Origin of the sequence: Bradyrhizobium sp. UNPF46, from assembly GCF_006658625.1 — a bacterium.
Taxonomy (GTDB): Bacteria; Pseudomonadota; Alphaproteobacteria; order Rhizobiales; family Xanthobacteraceae; genus Bradyrhizobium; species Bradyrhizobium nitroreducens.
The window spans coordinates 63,622-76,572 of record NZ_LFJB01000026.1 but is presented as its reverse complement, the minus strand read 5'-3'; the positions used below and the strand labels follow the sequence as shown (position 1 = coordinate 76,572).

At 64.6% G+C, this 12,951-nt stretch carries 15 protein-coding genes; 4 read left to right on the top strand and 11 right to left on the bottom strand.

The genetic code is table 11. The annotated features are described in order from the left end of the window. Positions 1-4: 4 nt before the first annotated feature. From UNPF46_RS11685 to UNPF46_RS11675, 3 genes are all read right to left on the bottom strand, one after another. Positions 5-1,111: a cyclic nucleotide-gated ion channel gene (locus UNPF46_RS11685; protein ID WP_142250099.1), complete on the bottom strand. Its 1,107-nt coding sequence runs from the start codon at positions 1,109-1,111 to the stop codon at positions 5-7. A gap of 158 nt (positions 1,112-1,269) precedes the next feature. Beyond that, on the bottom strand, positions 1,270-1,494 hold the full coding sequence (locus UNPF46_RS11680) for a hypothetical protein (protein ID WP_142250098.1): 225 nt from the start codon (positions 1,492-1,494) through the stop codon (positions 1,270-1,272). A gap of 115 nt (positions 1,495-1,609) precedes the next feature. Then, positions 1,610-3,055 (bottom strand): TAXI family TRAP transporter solute-binding subunit, encoded by a 1,446-nt coding sequence (locus UNPF46_RS11675; RefSeq protein WP_100175180.1) that lies wholly within the window; start codon positions 3,053-3,055, stop codon positions 1,610-1,612. Between the two features lie 417 nt (positions 3,056-3,472). Between UNPF46_RS11675 and UNPF46_RS11670 the strand changes: the two genes are divergently transcribed. Both UNPF46_RS11670 and UNPF46_RS11665 read left to right on the top strand, forming a co-directional pair. After that, positions 3,473-3,820: a DUF3307 domain-containing protein gene (locus UNPF46_RS11670; RefSeq protein ID WP_174719270.1), complete on the top strand. Its 348-nt coding sequence runs from the start codon at positions 3,473-3,475 to the stop codon at positions 3,818-3,820. Between the two features lie 274 nt (positions 3,821-4,094). After that, complete coding sequence (locus UNPF46_RS11665; RefSeq protein WP_142250097.1) at positions 4,095-4,493, top strand: hypothetical protein; 399 nt, start codon at positions 4,095-4,097, stop codon at positions 4,491-4,493. A gap of 100 nt (positions 4,494-4,593) precedes the next feature. Here the strand turns inward: UNPF46_RS11665 and UNPF46_RS11660 are convergent, their stop codons facing one another. Together UNPF46_RS11660 and UNPF46_RS11655 are read right to left on the bottom strand one after the other, a co-directional pair. Further along, positions 4,594-4,917, bottom strand: a complete 324-nt coding sequence (locus tag UNPF46_RS11660; RefSeq protein WP_174718743.1) for a YkgJ family cysteine cluster protein — start codon at positions 4,915-4,917, stop codon at positions 4,594-4,596. Positions 4,918-4,922: 5 nt separating this feature from the next. Beyond that, positions 4,923-5,621 (bottom strand): helix-turn-helix transcriptional regulator, encoded by a 699-nt coding sequence (locus tag UNPF46_RS11655; RefSeq protein ID WP_097660039.1) that lies wholly within the window; start codon positions 5,619-5,621, stop codon positions 4,923-4,925. A 113-nt stretch (positions 5,622-5,734) separates the two neighbouring features. Between UNPF46_RS11655 and UNPF46_RS11650 the strand changes: the two genes are divergently transcribed. Together UNPF46_RS11650 and UNPF46_RS11645 are read left to right on the top strand one after the other, a co-directional pair. After that, positions 5,735-5,995: a hypothetical protein gene (locus UNPF46_RS11650; RefSeq protein ID WP_100175184.1), complete on the top strand. Its 261-nt coding sequence runs from the start codon at positions 5,735-5,737 to the stop codon at positions 5,993-5,995. A gap of 36 nt (positions 5,996-6,031) precedes the next feature. Further along, complete coding sequence (locus UNPF46_RS11645) at positions 6,032-6,760, top strand: glutathione S-transferase family protein (protein WP_100175185.1); 729 nt, start codon at positions 6,032-6,034, stop codon at positions 6,758-6,760. A gap of 336 nt (positions 6,761-7,096) precedes the next feature. Here the strand turns inward: UNPF46_RS11645 and UNPF46_RS11640 are convergent, their stop codons facing one another. From UNPF46_RS11640 to UNPF46_RS11615, 6 genes are all read right to left on the bottom strand, one after another. Next, the gene (locus UNPF46_RS11640; RefSeq protein ID WP_097660036.1) at positions 7,097-8,248 is read right to left on the bottom strand and encodes an ABC transporter substrate-binding protein; all 1,152 of its coding nucleotides are present in this window, start codon (positions 8,246-8,248) and stop codon (positions 7,097-7,099) included. A gap of 78 nt (positions 8,249-8,326) precedes the next feature. Further along, entirely contained in the window at positions 8,327-8,746 is a 420-nt protein-coding gene (locus UNPF46_RS11635) for an acyl-CoA thioesterase (protein WP_063200585.1), read from the bottom strand. A 12-nt stretch (positions 8,747-8,758) separates the two neighbouring features. Next, a complete protein-coding gene (locus UNPF46_RS11630) occupies positions 8,759-9,520 on the bottom strand; it encodes an SDR family NAD(P)-dependent oxidoreductase (RefSeq protein WP_100175186.1) in 762 nt (253 codons plus the stop codon). Positions 9,521-9,545: 25 nt separating this feature from the next. Next, positions 9,546-11,429 carry a feruloyl-CoA synthase gene (locus tag UNPF46_RS11625; RefSeq protein ID WP_100175187.1) on the bottom strand — a complete coding sequence of 628 codons (1,884 nt, stop codon included), beginning with the start codon at positions 11,427-11,429 and terminating at the stop codon, positions 9,546-9,548. Further along, a complete protein-coding gene (locus tag UNPF46_RS11620) occupies positions 11,426-12,235 on the bottom strand; it encodes a crotonase/enoyl-CoA hydratase family protein (protein WP_100175188.1) in 810 nt (269 codons plus the stop codon). The genes UNPF46_RS11625 and UNPF46_RS11620 overlap by 4 nt, the downstream gene beginning before the upstream one ends. Before the next feature lie 227 nt (positions 12,236-12,462). Beyond that, positions 12,463-12,921 carry a DUF3237 domain-containing protein gene (locus tag UNPF46_RS11615; RefSeq protein ID WP_142250095.1) on the bottom strand — a complete coding sequence of 153 codons (459 nt, stop codon included), beginning with the start codon at positions 12,919-12,921 and terminating at the stop codon, positions 12,463-12,465. Between the last annotated feature and the right edge of the window lie 30 nt (positions 12,922-12,951).

The window sequence follows — 12,951 nt, the reverse complement described above, 5'->3', positions numbered from 1 at the left end:
CTTCTTACTTGTTTTCGAGCGCGCGGCGTCTTGCTTCCGCGTCGATGGTCTCGGCGAGGTCCGGGTGCCGTGCCATCAGCACGCGGAAGTCGACGAGATCGAGCACCAGAAGCCGCGACACTTTCGTGGTCGAGACGTTGGCGCCGCGCTTGTTGTTGCCGAGCAGCGCCATCTCGCCGAAGAAGGCGCCCTCGCCGAGCTGCACCTTCTTGCCGGGCAGCTCGACCTCGACCTCGCCGGCGGCGATGAAATACATGCAATCACCTTGCGCGCCCTTGCGGATGATCATGGTGCGCGCAGGAAGCTCCATGGTGCGCAGCATGTGGGTGACGTCGGCAATGGCGGCGGGCCCGAGCGCTGCGAAGAACGGCACCTTGCTGACGGACTCCCAGGTCTTGAGAAAATTGTCGCGCCGCGTCTCGGCGGCAAACCCGGTCGCCAGGATGCCGGTCCAGAGGCCGAACACGCCGAGGCCGGAGATCATCACCGCGGCCGCCACCATGCGCCCGAGCGGCGTGACCGGCACGGCATCGCCGTAACCGGTGGTCGTGAGCGTGACGACCGCCCACCACAGCGCGGCCGGCACGCTGCCGAACGTCTGGGGCTGTACGTCCCGCTCCAGGAAATATTCGGCGACGGAGGCGAGGAAGACCACGGTCAGGAAGATCACGAGCACGCTGACCAGCGGCCCCGATTCCAGCACCAGCACGCGACGAAGCTGCCGCAGTCCCGGAATGCCCGGAATCACCTTCAACACCCAGAGCACGCCGAGCAGCCAAGCCGTCCTGGGGTCGACGCCAAGGAGAAGCGCGGCCGGCACGGCCAGCGCTCCGATCGCATCGACGATGCCGGCGGAGGAGGACACATAGAGCGAAAGCCGTCCCTGTTGCCTCATGTGGCGTAGCCGGACCAGCCATTCGAACACGAAATAGGCGAGGCAGGTCCAGAGCAGGCTGTCGACCCAGCCGCGCGCCCCCTTGGCCCGGTTGTCCGTCAGCAGCACCATGCTGAGCACGCCCACGGTCACCGCGACGTAGGCCGCCTTGGTCATGTTGCGGCCGGCCGTGGCGGCCGTGAACTGGGCCAAAGCGGAGATCAGCGGCTTGAACATGCGGGAAGGCTGTTTTGTCTCGGGGCAGGTCTCGAGGCCCCGGTTGGGACGTCGGCGCCAAAGTGCCTGTCCGGGGGGAGGCCGTCAACGACGGCAGGCGGCTTTGCCGGCGCTGCTGCGCCGGGCTGGCCGGTCTGTGCCGCCGTCGTTGGCGGTGCCTACCTGAAATGGGGCGGCTCGTCGTAGCCGCGGCGGCTGCTGAAGAACAGCAGCACCATCAGCCCGATGCCGACCACGACGGAAAACCCCGCGCCCAGCGCCAGCGCCAGCGCCACGTAGCCTTCCGTCGGGATCGGCTCACCTTGGATCGCTATTGCGGAATAAGCAAAATAGCCGACCGCCGCCAGCATTCCCAGAAGGAGGAGGATGAGGAGTGCACGCATGCTGCGGTCTCCGGTTGTAGTCGCGAACCAACGGTTGCAGAACACGCCAGTTCCCGAATAAAGCGGTGTCCTCGACAAGGAACATCCGACAGGAACGGGGGCAAAACCCCGCGCCTCAGGCACTTTGGGCGGTCTTCACCACGACGACATTGCTCTCGTCGTGCTGGGCAGGGCCGCCGGCCTGCACCGTCTCCTCGGTCTCGCCGGCGTGACGTTTCAGATAGTCGCGGCGCATGCCAATCTCGTCGCGGACGAATTCGTAACCCAGCTTGAAGGTGTCGAGCCCGTCGGTGCTGATCGTGCCGTCTCTGAGGCCGATGACGGCACCGCGCAGGATGCCCTCCAGCTCGTCCTGGAGGCATTCGAGCTGATCCAGGGAGTGGGCGTGTTCGATCCGCTCGCCGATGTCGAGGATGGCGGTAGAGAGCTCGCTGGCCTTCTCGGGCGCGATGCGGGTGATCTTGGCGTAGATCGCCGCGAAGATCGAGCCGATGACACTGAGTGCGGCGGCGCCCAGATACATCAGGTCGCTGTACTTCTCCATGAACGACTTGGTGTCGTCGTTGATGTAGTCGGCCGCACCCTGGTGCGCCATCACGAAGGCGTCCTTCTCGACGGAGGCCGGCTCGATCCTTGTGGCAAAGCCGTTGTCGAGCCCGAGCGCAGGCTTGTTCTCGTAGACGACACGGGCGAGCTCGCCTGCCGTGGTCGGGGACATCCTGGATTGCGCGACCAGCAGCCATTCGAGCCCGATCGTGTCGAGGTCGTCGTCGGGGATTTGCGGCGAGGTCGATAGCGTGCCCGCCGTCAGCGTTTCGCTGGAAATGCCGGGAAGCCTGCGCGCCAGCGCCTTGGCCTCGTCGATTGCATTGAGGGTGAAGCCGCCGCGCTTGGCGAGTTGCTCATAGCCCTTGTCCCTGACGGCCTTGGAGGCATGGACGATAGCGATCACCGCGCCAAAGCCGTTCGATGCTGCGAACAGCTTGTCGAGCGTTGCGCCCTGCGGCGCCATCTGGATCTTGGCGGCCTCCGGCCCGTCGGGAATGTCGAGAATGCTGCGGACGAAGGCGAGGGAGGCTTCACTCTCGGCGACGACCGCGACCTTCTTCTTCTTCAGCTCCGCGATCGACTTGATCTTCTTGTTGCCGGGACCGAGCAGAAGCACGAGATCGTGCTCGAGGATCGCCAGCGTGCGCGCCCGCAACGGGACCTTGGCGTCGGTGCGCAGGACGGCGAGATCGGCCTGCTTGCGGTCGAACTGCGCGAGCGCCTTGGCGCCGTCTGCGTTGTTGACGATCTTGATCCGGAAGCGCGAGGCGTTGGCGTTGAGCACGGCGGCGAGCTTGGCCGCGAACAACGCCTCCTCGCTGTTGGGAGCGCCGGCGGCAAAGGTCAGCGTTTCCGAATTGTGCAGCAAGGCGCGGCCGCCCCAGACGGTGGCGAGCGACAACAGCAGGGTCAGCACGACGTAGAGGAAGACCTGCTGTTGATTGGTCTTGATCACCTTGGGTCGCCGGGGCGGCGGCTCGGTCAGCGACGAAATGGGGCCTTCAGCACTCATGGCAGCACTCTGGCCTTATTCTTTCGGTGGCGGGTGGCTCGCGAATGTGATCGCGGCGAGCGCCCTCTAATTCGTAAGCGTCTGAAAAAAGAACGATATTCTCTGTCTTCAATGATAGCGCGAAGGTCGCGGAATGCAAATTTCGAGCCGACGGTAACCTTACGCGACGTGTCCGCGGCGATTGGTCATCCTATCACCAGTTAGCCACACTTGGCGATTTTCCGGTTCCCCCCGGCTGCATTCCTCCGCGGGAGATGTCATAAATCGCGCGTCCCGGCGATTTGACCGGTCCAGAACTGGTCCAAGAAGAAGTTGCGCTGAACGGCTCCCATTTTTCTTGTCACGTCAATGAGGGCGTCAGCCTTGTCGTTTCCACCCATGTCATCGGCGGTTCCGGTCGAAGCGCTCATTGGCTGGATGTTGCTGCTCACCTTCAAGCACATCATCGCCGATTTCGTCCTCCAGACCGCCTGGATGGCGCATGGCAAGGACCAAAAGCATGGCTGGGCCCTGCCGCTTCTGGTGCACTGCCTGGTTCACCTTGCAGTTGCACTGCCGCTGATACTGATCGTGGCGCCGAAATTCTGGTTCGTGGCGCTGATCGACTTCGTGATCCACATCACGATCGACCGCGCCAAGGGGTTCGTGTCGGCCAATTTCGGTGTTGACCTCCAGCATCCCTGGTTCTGGACCCTGATCGGCGTCGACCAGGCCCTGCACCACCTCACCGGCTTCGGCCTCTCCATCTTCATGGCGGCGAACTGAGTTAGTGGCCATCTGGAGAAGCCGCCGGCCGGCATGGTTCGACGGCGCTTCGCGCCTCCTCACCATGAGGGGTTGGAGTCTTGCAGCAGAAACAGACCGCATCCTGAGGAGCCCGCCAAAGGCGGGCGTCTCGAAGGACGGCCACAGGTGAGCCGTCCGCCGGCTCCCTGATTCGCGGCCAGGGCGCAACCACCCCGGGTGACTACCGCCCAGGGTGGTTAACCTTTCGTTAGAGAATTGCACTGCATCTTCCTTGAGACGAGGGAGAACTGCAATGTTTTCAAGCCGCGATACCTTTGAAAGCGATTTCTGCCCGGTCCGCGACGAGCTCCTTGGCGAGATGTATCGCGCCAGCGAGAGTGGCCTGCCGAGGCTGGTTGAGAGTGTTTCCCCCGACGCGCGCGCCAGGCTGGCGCTGTTCTGCTACCGCCGCAGCCATCTGCACTCGCTGGCGGTCGCGATCGCAGGGAGCTGCAACGAGCGCGACCTGATCGAGAACGGCGGGCGCGTCGGCTCGACGCTTTACGCGCTGTCGCGCGAGAGCACGGCGAAATCCTCGCCGTCGCTGTCGGGCGGGCGCAAGCCGATCACGCTGTCGACCAAGCCGCTTTCGGTGCTCGCACCGCTGGACGACGAGATCGACGACGAGATCAGCGAAGCGGTTCCGGCTTAAGCGGCTTCTTGTTGGCGTATAATCTCCGCGCAAACGCTTTGCGTTTGTCTCGCGGAAAACCGCTGCACACTTTGCGCTAACGCGGCCCTCCGGGTCCGGATCATGCGCTAACGATCACGGGCAACCCGAACTTCCGCCGCGCCATCGCGCATTCGGCATCGCCCGGCATGCAGGTGCGGCACACCTCCGGCCTCACGGCATAGATGCCGCAGGCGGTCGCTTTCCCGATTTCCCCCTGCAAGGCCGAGCAGCGATCGCCCTCGCACCGCATGCCGGATTGACGCGCGTTGACGAGCGCCTCCGGAATGGCTGCAAGCTCTTCGTCGCTCTCGACCGAGAAGCGCGGCCAGTTGGCCGAATAGCCACAGCACGCGCCGCAACTCTGGCAATAGCTCGACGGATCGGTGGGGAAATCTTGCTGCATCCTCGTCACGTGTCCTTTGGCGGGCCCCAGACCAGGCTCTGCCGCCATCTGGCGCGCAGCACGTCGCGACGCTCCGGATATTTCTCGTCGAGATAGTTCGCGTCTACCACGCGGTCGGTGCGGAAGCTGCGGAAGTCGCCGCGCAGTTCGCACCAGGCCGCGAGCAGCCGCACGGCTTCGAGATAGCCGACCGAAATCGGCCAGATCATGCGCTCGCTGGCGCGGCCCTGCTCGTCGCGATAGCGCAGCATGATCTTCTTGCCTTCGTGGATCTGTGTGCGGGTGCGCACCATGTCGAGACGGTCCGGCTCCCTGTTCCAGCTTGGCCGGGCGCGGCTCGCCGGCTCCAGCACGAAGGGGCGCAGGCGCTCGGGGACAGTGTCGGCAATCTTGGCCATCAAGTCTTCGGCCGCGCGCGCCAGCGCGGAATCGGCGTGGCCCGCGACCCACTGTGCGCCCAGCACTGCGGCCTCGATCTCGTCGGGTGTCAGCATCAGGGGCGGCAGGTCAAAGCCCTTTTCCAGGATGTAGCCCATGCCGGCTTCGCCGCGGATCGGCACGCGCTGGCCGATCAGCGTGGCGATGTCGCGATAGATCGTGCGCTTCGAGGTCTCGAGCTCGGCCGCGATGGCATCCGCCGTCAGGGGCTTACGCGTGCGTCTCAGCACCTGGATGATCTGAAACAGCCGGTCGGCGCGTCTCATGACAATTCTCTTATCGGTGATCTTTTCAGAAAGCGGCGCGCGGCTGCTGACAGGATGTTGGCAGCAGGGGAGTTCTATACCGGGACAACACAGCGACTGAAGAGGATTTGTCCATGATCATTCCAACCCATTTCGGCCCGGTCATTCCGATGCTGCGGGCCCAGGCATGGTCCGTGGCGGTGTTCGGCCGCCTCGTTTCGCTCGATCTCATGGCCGTCGACCTCCGGTTTGCCCTCGCCGGCGCAGTGACAGGCTCGCTGGTTCGGGCCGCCGACGCGCTGGTCCGCCACGTGATGTGCCGCGCCTGGCGAGGGGCTCGCTTCGCAGAAGATATCACGACTGCTGCCACCATGGTGGCAGCAGCCGGCCACTAGGTTCCCCAAACTTTCGAGAGGTCCAGGAGAGATCGCATGATCACACTTTACGGCTTCGGCACCGGCTTCGGCCTGCCTGAAATCAGCCCCTTCGTCACCAAGACCGAGGTGCAGCTCAAGATGGCGGGACTGCCCTACCGGAAGGAGCGGGCGATGCCGCCGGCCTCGCCCAAGGGGCAGCTGCCGTTCATCGACGACGGTGGCGAGGCGGTGGCCGATTCCACCTTCATCCGCGCCCATATCGAACGTCGCTACGGCTTTGATTTCGACGCCGGTCTTTCACTGGCCGAGCGGGCGCAGGCCTGGGCGTTCGAACGGATGATCGAGCATCACGTCTATTGGGGGCTGGTCGGCGCCCGCTGGGTCGATCCGGTCAATTTCGCCAAGGGCCCTGCGCATTTCTTCGACGGCGCGCCGGAGCACAATCGCGAGAAGCTGCGCGAGGATGCGCAATTCCGCGTCGCCGAGAACTATCTGCTCTCGGGGCTCGGCCGCCATGGGCCCGACGACGATGTCGACCTTGCCGTGCGCTCGCTGTTCGCGCTGTCGGTGCAGCTCGGCGACAAGTCCTTCCTGATGGGCAACAAGCCCTGCGGCGTCGACGCCACCGCCTTCGGCATGCTCGCCGGCATCCTCACGCCGTTCTTCGAATCGGCCCTGCGCGAGCGCGCCGAGGGATTTCCGAATCTCACCGCCTATGTCGATCGCATGATGGATGGCTATTATCCCGAGTTCGCGTGGACGCCGCTGCGGCAGGCGGCGTAGCCCGAGGCGATGAGGCTCCTTCCCGTACCTCGCAGGAAGTGCGTTCCCTCCCCCCTTGTGGGGGAGGGCTAGGGAGGGGGGTAGCCCAGGAAAAGGTACCCGTTGTTGACGATGCATTGAGGGCGGGTGCGCGAAGGAAAGAATCCCCGTGTGGCACCCCCCTCCCTGCCCCTCCCCCTCCCCCTCCCCCACAAGGGGGGAGGGAACGGAGAGAGTGGTGCTGTTGGCCGAACTCAATTTGATTTCACGCCCACTGCAACTCGATCTCACGGACACACAAAAACAAAAGAGCCGGCCCATCGGGCCGGCTCTCGTCGTCTCTCAATCGCGCCGCGCTTACTTCACCAGCGAGTACTTGCCATCCTTCACCGTCAGCAGGATGCGGGCGCGTTCGTCGACGCCGTAGCGGTCCTTTTCGGTGAAGTTGTAGACGCCCTGGCTCGCCGCGAGGTCCTTCTCCGACAGCAATGCCTGGCGGATCGCTTCGCGGAATTCCGGCGTGCCGGGCTTGGCCGTCTTCAGCGCGACAGGGATGATCCGCTTCAGGATCTCGAACGCATCGTAGGAATGGCCGGCGAACTGGCTGCGGCTGTTCGGGCCATACTTGGCCTCATAGGCCGCGTTGAGCGCGAGGCCGGGCTTCTTGGTGAGCGCGCTGTCCGGCTGATCTTCCGGATCCATCACGGGGCCCGAGGCCATCAGCACGCCTTCCGCCGCTTTGCCGGCGATGCGGATGAAGTCCATGCTGGCGGCGCCGTGGGTCTGGTAGATCAGGCCCTTGTAGCCGCGCTCGCGCAGCTCGGTCTGCGGCAGCGCGGCCGCGGTGCCTGAGGCGCCGACCAGGATCGCGTCGGGATTGGCGGCAACGAGCTTCAGCACCTGTCCGGTCACCGAAGTATCGGGACGGGCAAAGCGCTCCTCGTCGACGATGGTCATGCCCATCGGCACGGCCTGGGCCTTGAGGTCGTTGAACCAGAGGTCGCCATAAGAGTCGGAGTAGCCGATATAGCCGAGCGTCTTCACGCCCTTGGCCTTCATGTGGTCGTACAGCACCTTGCCGACGATCGGAATCGGCTGCGGCATCGCCACCGACCACTTCATGCGCTCGGGCGTGATCGGGAACGGCGCCAGGCCGAAATGCGGAATGCCGGCTTCGTTGGCGACGTTGGAGACCGCGATGGTCGGTGGCGTCAGCGCCGAGCCCATGATGATGTCGGCCTTGGATTCGGTCACGAAGCGGCGGGCGTTGGTGGTCGCCGTGGTGGGATCACCGCCGTCGTCGAGCACGATCACCTTCAGCGGCACGCCGCCGATCTCCTTCGGCACGAATTCGAGCGCGTTGCGCTCGGGAATGCCAAGGGCTGCGCCCGGGCCGGTCGTGGTGGTGGTGATGCCGATGGTGACTTCGGCGGTCTGGGCCAGCGCGGGCAGCGCCGGCAAGGCGAGCGTCGCAGCCGCGATGGCGGCGGTCAGGTAAAAGCGTTTCATTTATTCCTCCCTTGACGTGTTTCTTTGAAAGCAGAAATCGGGGGGTAATTCAGCCCCCTCTTTTGGTGATGCGGCGATTTAGCTTCCCGTGAACTTGGCTACCATTTCCGCCGGGAATGGTGCCGATTTCAGCTTGTCGGGGTTAACGGGATCGCGGCCGACCAGGACGCGGGTCTCGAAGCCTTCGATCGCGAGCGCCTCGCCCTTGTAGACGTTGTGCTTCACCTCGAAGCTCGAGCGCTTGATGCTCTCGATCCTGGTTTCGATGGTGATCCAGTCGCCATAGGTCGAGGGGATGTAGAACTTGGACCGCGTGTCGACCATGGGGATGCCCACCAGGCCGTATTTGCGGACCAGGTCCTGCTTGGAGAAGCCGGCGACCTCGAACAGGGTCGAGGTCGAATCGTCGAACATCGCGAAATAGCGCGGGTAGTAGACGATGTTGGCGGGGTCGCAATCACCCCACTGGATCTGGACCTCGCGCCGGTTCACGAACATGCGATTGTTGCCCTACTTCGGCGCCATGCGCAGCGAGCCGTCGAGGCGCACCACTTCGCCGTTCAGGTAGGAATTCTCGACCATGTGCAGGGCGAGCGCGGCGAACTCGTCGGCGTTGCCGAGCCGGCGCGGGAAGGGGATCGCGGCGGCGAGCGAGTCCTGGGCTTCCTGCGGCAGGTTCGCCAGCAGCGGCGTCAGGAACAGGCCGGGCGCGATGGTCAGTACGCGAACGCCGAACTGCGCGAGCTCGCGCGCGATCGGCAGCGTCATGCCGACGATGCCGCCCTTGGAGGCCGAATAGGCGGATTGGCCGATCTGGCCGTCATAGGCGGCGACGGACGCCGTGTTGATGATGACGCCACGCTCGCCGGTCGCCTGCGGTTCCAGCTTCGACATCTCGGTCGCGGCAAGGCGCAGCATGTTGAAGGTGCCGATGAGGTTGACCTTGATCACCTTGTCGAAATCGGCGAGCGCCATCGGGCCGTCGCGGCCGACCACGCGCTTGGCAACGCCGATGCCGGCGCAATTGACCAGCACGCGCGGTGCGCCGACGGTCTTGATCGCCTGCGCGATCGCGGCTTCAGCGGAAGCGGCATCGGAAACGTCGCAGGTTATCGCGACGCCCTTGATCTCTGCGGCAACGGTTTCGGCAAGCTTGGCATTGAGGTCGAACACCGCGACCTTGGCGCCCTGCGCCGCCAGCTTTCGCGCGGTGGCCGCGCCCAGTCCCGATGCGCCGCCGGTGACGATGGCTGCTTGATCCTTCAACAACATGGCGTTCTCCTGGTGCGGTGATTTCTTATCCGACCGATATCACACGGTTGGATGGATTGGCAGCGTAGAGCTCCTCGATCAATTCGGTGCGGTGCTCGAGCACAGCGCGCTGGTTGATCGAGCCCTTGTCGGTGACCTCGCCCTTGTCGATCGAGAGCGGCGTGTCCATCAGGATGGCGCGCGTGATCCTGGTCGACGAGCCCGTGGCCTGGCCGAGGAAGCGGGTCAGGCGCTCGCGGAAGGCTTCGCGGACCAGCCGGTCGCGCGTCGCAACGAGGAGATCGTCGGTCGGCAGCGTCGGGTTGATCAGCCGGCAGCCGTCGAGGTCGAGCACGACCAGCGCGGAGACCTCGTCACGGTTGATGCCGGCAATGACGACGTCGCGCACCAGCGGTGCGCAGGCTGCCGTGAGGCGCGCGCGCAAGGGGCCGACGCTGACCCAGGTGCCGCTGGCGAGCTTGAAGTCTTCACCGACACGACCGTCGAAATCGAAGCCGGCGTTGAAATCGTCGGGATCGGCGGGCTTGAGCGCGTCGCCCATCTTGTAAAATCCTTCCTCGTCGAAGGATTTTGCGGTGATGTCGGCCTGGCGCCAGTAACCGGGCATCACGTTCGGCCCCTTGGCGCGCACTTCCAGCTTGCCGTTGTTCGGCACCAGCTTGGCATCGTTGCCGGACACAGGCAGGCCGACATGGCCGGATCGGCTGGTGCGCGGATTGACCGACATGAAGAACGGCGCGGTCTCGGTCGCGCCGAGGCCGGTCAGCATCGGCACGCGATAGCCTTTTTCCTTCACCGCGAGCTCGTCGAGGCTGTCCCAGATGAACGGCGAGAGCGCGGCGCCCGAGAAGAACATCGCGTGCAGGCGGTCGAAGAACTTTGCGCGCAGGCCCTGATCGTCGCGCAAATAGGGCAGCAGCGATTCATAGCCCTTGGGCACGTTGAAATAGACCGTCGGCGAGATTTCCTGGAGATTGCGCACCGTCTCCTCGATGCCGCCGGGCATCGGCTTGCCCGCGTCCAGATACATCGAGCCGCCGTTGTAGAGCGTCAGCCCGATATTGTGGTTGCCGCCAAAGGTGTGATTCCAGGGCAGCCAGTCGATGATGACGGGCGGCTCGTCCTTGAGGAAGGCGAGCGTCTCGCGCAGCATCACCTGGTTGGCGCAGATCATGCGCTGGGTGTTGATGACGGCCTTCGGGTTGCCGGTCGAGCCCGAGGTCAGCAGGAATTTTGCGATCGTGTCGGGGCCGATCCTGCCGTGGACGTCGTCGAGATCGCTGCGGATCGGCGTCGCCATGAGATCGGCGAGCAGGGTGACGTCGCGGCCCGGCACGTGGCCATAGGACGCGGCGATCTCGGTGCCGAGCGAGACATTGGCGGCGAGTGCATCGGCGAACTTGTCGGCATCCTCGGCGAAGACGAGGCCGGGCGTCAGCAGCTTCATCAGATAGGACAGCTTGCCGTAGTCCTTCGACACCAGCGAATAGGCCGGCGACACCGGGCAGAACGGAATGCCGGCATAGAACGCGCCGAACGCGAGCAGGGCGTGGTCGATCGAATTGCCGGAGAGGATGACGACCGGCCGCTCCGCCGACAGGCCGCGCGCGATCAGGCCCGACGCGATGTGCCGGCTGGCGACGAGCAGCTCGGCATAGGTGATCTTGCGCCAGAAGCGGCCGCCTTCGCGCTCAGCCATGAAGACGCGGTCCGGCGTGGTATTGGCCCAGTGATGCAGGCGGTCGGTGATGCGGACGGGATAGTCGCCGAGCGGCTGTTTGGGCCGCAGGTAGATCGTGCCGTCGTCGCGCCGTTCGATGTTGACGACGGGATCGCCGAACGAGATGGGCCGCAGCGGGAAAGTGCTCGCGCCGCGCTCCATGCTGGAAGAGGACGGCTGCGCGCTCATGACTTCGGCTTTACCTTTGCGGTCTTGTGTTCGAGGAATTCGCGGATCCTGCGCTTCGCTTCCTTGTCGCTCTGCGCGACGGTCGCCATCAACGATTCCATCAGCAGGCCGGTCTGCGGATTGGCCTCCGCGATCATCGGCAGCGCCTGGAGCACGGCGAAATTGGTCAGCGGCGCGTTGGACGCGACCTTGGTCGCGAGCTCCATGGCCTTGCCGAGCGCGTTGCCGGCTTCCGTCACATATTGCGCGAAGCCGTAGGAGGCGCCTTCGGTCGCGCTGTAGACGCGGCCCGTCAGCATCATGTCCATCATCCTGGCGACGCCGATCAGCCGCGGCAGCCGCACCGAGCCGCCGCCGCCGACGAAGATGCCGCGCTGGCCTTCCGGCAGCGCGAAATAGGTCGAGGGCTCGGCGACGCGGATATGCGCCGAGCAGGCAAGCTCCAGCCCGCCGCCGATCACGGCCCCCTTCAGCGCCGCGATCACGGGCACGCGGCTGTACTGGATGCGGTCGAATACCCGGTGCCACATCTGGGAATGGAGCAGGCCGCCGGTCGCGTCATGCTCGGTCAGCTCGGAGAGATCGAGGCCGGAGGAGAAGTGATCGCCGATGCCGTGGATGACGACTGCGCCGATATCCTCGGGCAAGGAGGCAAAACACTCGCCGATCTCCAGGATGATGCCGTCGTTCAGCGCATTGCGCTTGGCCGGCCGGTTCAGACCCACGGTCAGAACCCGGTCCGCCCTCTCGATCCGGAGCAGCCCGGAGGCGCCCGCCTTCGCGGTATCGGCGTTTCCCTGTGTCATTTGCGTCCTTATCAGAATAGTTATGTTGTATAACGAATTCTGAGGGAGTCAAGGTCAGGACGGCAGAATCGGGCTCAGCATACGGTGTCGTCCCTGCAAATGCAGGGGCCCATAACCCCAGGGGAAAGTCTGGCGAAAGCCCGTCGTCCGGTACTCCGACCGTTCGCAATCGATAAATCCTGCGGCATGGGTTCCTGCGTGCCCAGGGACGGCAGCAGAGCGTGCGGTCAAACCACCTGATGCACGTCGATCACCACGCGGTCCGCGTGACGCGCGGCCGAGCCTACGAAGATGTGCTCCATCAGCCAGCGATACTTCTCATGCCCGGTCTCGAATCTCGGCACGGTGCGGAAATAGATCAGCTTGGGATCAACAGGCTCGCCGCGCTTGAGCTTCTGCAGCAGATCGACGGGACCGAAGCGCATGCCCTTGTTCTCGACATAGACGACGGCGCCGTCGTCGGTCTCGAAGGCGTATTTGGCCTCTAAGTCGATCAGCTCGTTGGGGCGGATGGTCTGGAAGTCGGCCCCGAACGGCAGCACTTTGGCTGTTATCGCGCCCGTCACCTCGCCGCCGATGATCGGGATGATGCGGCGAACGCCGATCCCGGTCTCGCCGGCGGTGACGACGTCGCCGATGCGAGCGGTGACGGTGAAGACGTATTTGGTCTCGAGAATGGGAGTCATGGATTGCTCCAATTTCGTGTCAGAAGGCGT

Excerpts from the sequence above, each read along its gene's own strand:
- UNPF46_RS11680 (WP_142250098.1), bottom strand. The coding sequence starts at position 1,494 with ATGCGTGCACTCCTCATCCTCCTCCTTCTGGGAATGCTGGCGGCGGTC.
- UNPF46_RS11620 (WP_100175188.1), bottom strand. The coding sequence starts at position 12,235 with ATGACACAGGGAAACGCCGATACCGCGAAGGCGGGCGCCTCCGGGCTG.
- UNPF46_RS11625 (WP_100175187.1), bottom strand. The coding sequence starts at position 11,429 with ATGAGCGCGCAGCCGTCCTCTTCCAGCATGGAGCGCGGCGCGAGCACT.
- UNPF46_RS11660 (WP_174718743.1), bottom strand. The coding sequence starts at position 4,917 with ATGCAGCAAGATTTCCCCACCGATCCGTCGAGCTATTGCCAGAGTTGC.
- UNPF46_RS11615 (WP_142250095.1), bottom strand. The coding sequence starts at position 12,921 with ATGACTCCCATTCTCGAGACCAAATACGTCTTCACCGTCACCGCTCGC.
- UNPF46_RS11630 (WP_100175186.1), bottom strand. The coding sequence starts at position 9,520 with ATGTTGTTGAAGGATCAAGCAGCCATCGTCACCGGCGGCGCATCGGGA.
- UNPF46_RS11640 (WP_097660036.1), bottom strand. The coding sequence starts at position 8,248 with ATGAAACGCTTTTACCTGACCGCCGCCATCGCGGCTGCGACGCTCGCC.
- UNPF46_RS11635 (WP_063200585.1), bottom strand. The coding sequence starts at position 8,746 with ATGTTCGTGAACCGGCGCGAGGTCCAGATCCAGTGGGGTGATTGCGAC.
- UNPF46_RS11670 (WP_174719270.1), top strand. The coding sequence starts at position 3,473 with ATGTTGCTGCTCACCTTCAAGCACATCATCGCCGATTTCGTCCTCCAG.
- UNPF46_RS11675 (WP_100175180.1), bottom strand. The coding sequence starts at position 3,055 with ATGAGTGCTGAAGGCCCCATTTCGTCGCTGACCGAGCCGCCGCCCCGG.
- UNPF46_RS11650 (WP_100175184.1), top strand. The coding sequence starts at position 5,735 with ATGATCATTCCAACCCATTTCGGCCCGGTCATTCCGATGCTGCGGGCC.
- UNPF46_RS11685 (WP_142250099.1), bottom strand. The coding sequence starts at position 1,111 with ATGTTCAAGCCGCTGATCTCCGCTTTGGCCCAGTTCACGGCCGCCACG.
- UNPF46_RS11655 (WP_097660039.1), bottom strand. The coding sequence starts at position 5,621 with ATGAGACGCGCCGACCGGCTGTTTCAGATCATCCAGGTGCTGAGACGC.
- UNPF46_RS11645 (WP_100175185.1), top strand. The coding sequence starts at position 6,032 with ATGATCACACTTTACGGCTTCGGCACCGGCTTCGGCCTGCCTGAAATC.
- UNPF46_RS11665 (WP_142250097.1), top strand. The coding sequence starts at position 4,095 with ATGTTTTCAAGCCGCGATACCTTTGAAAGCGATTTCTGCCCGGTCCGC.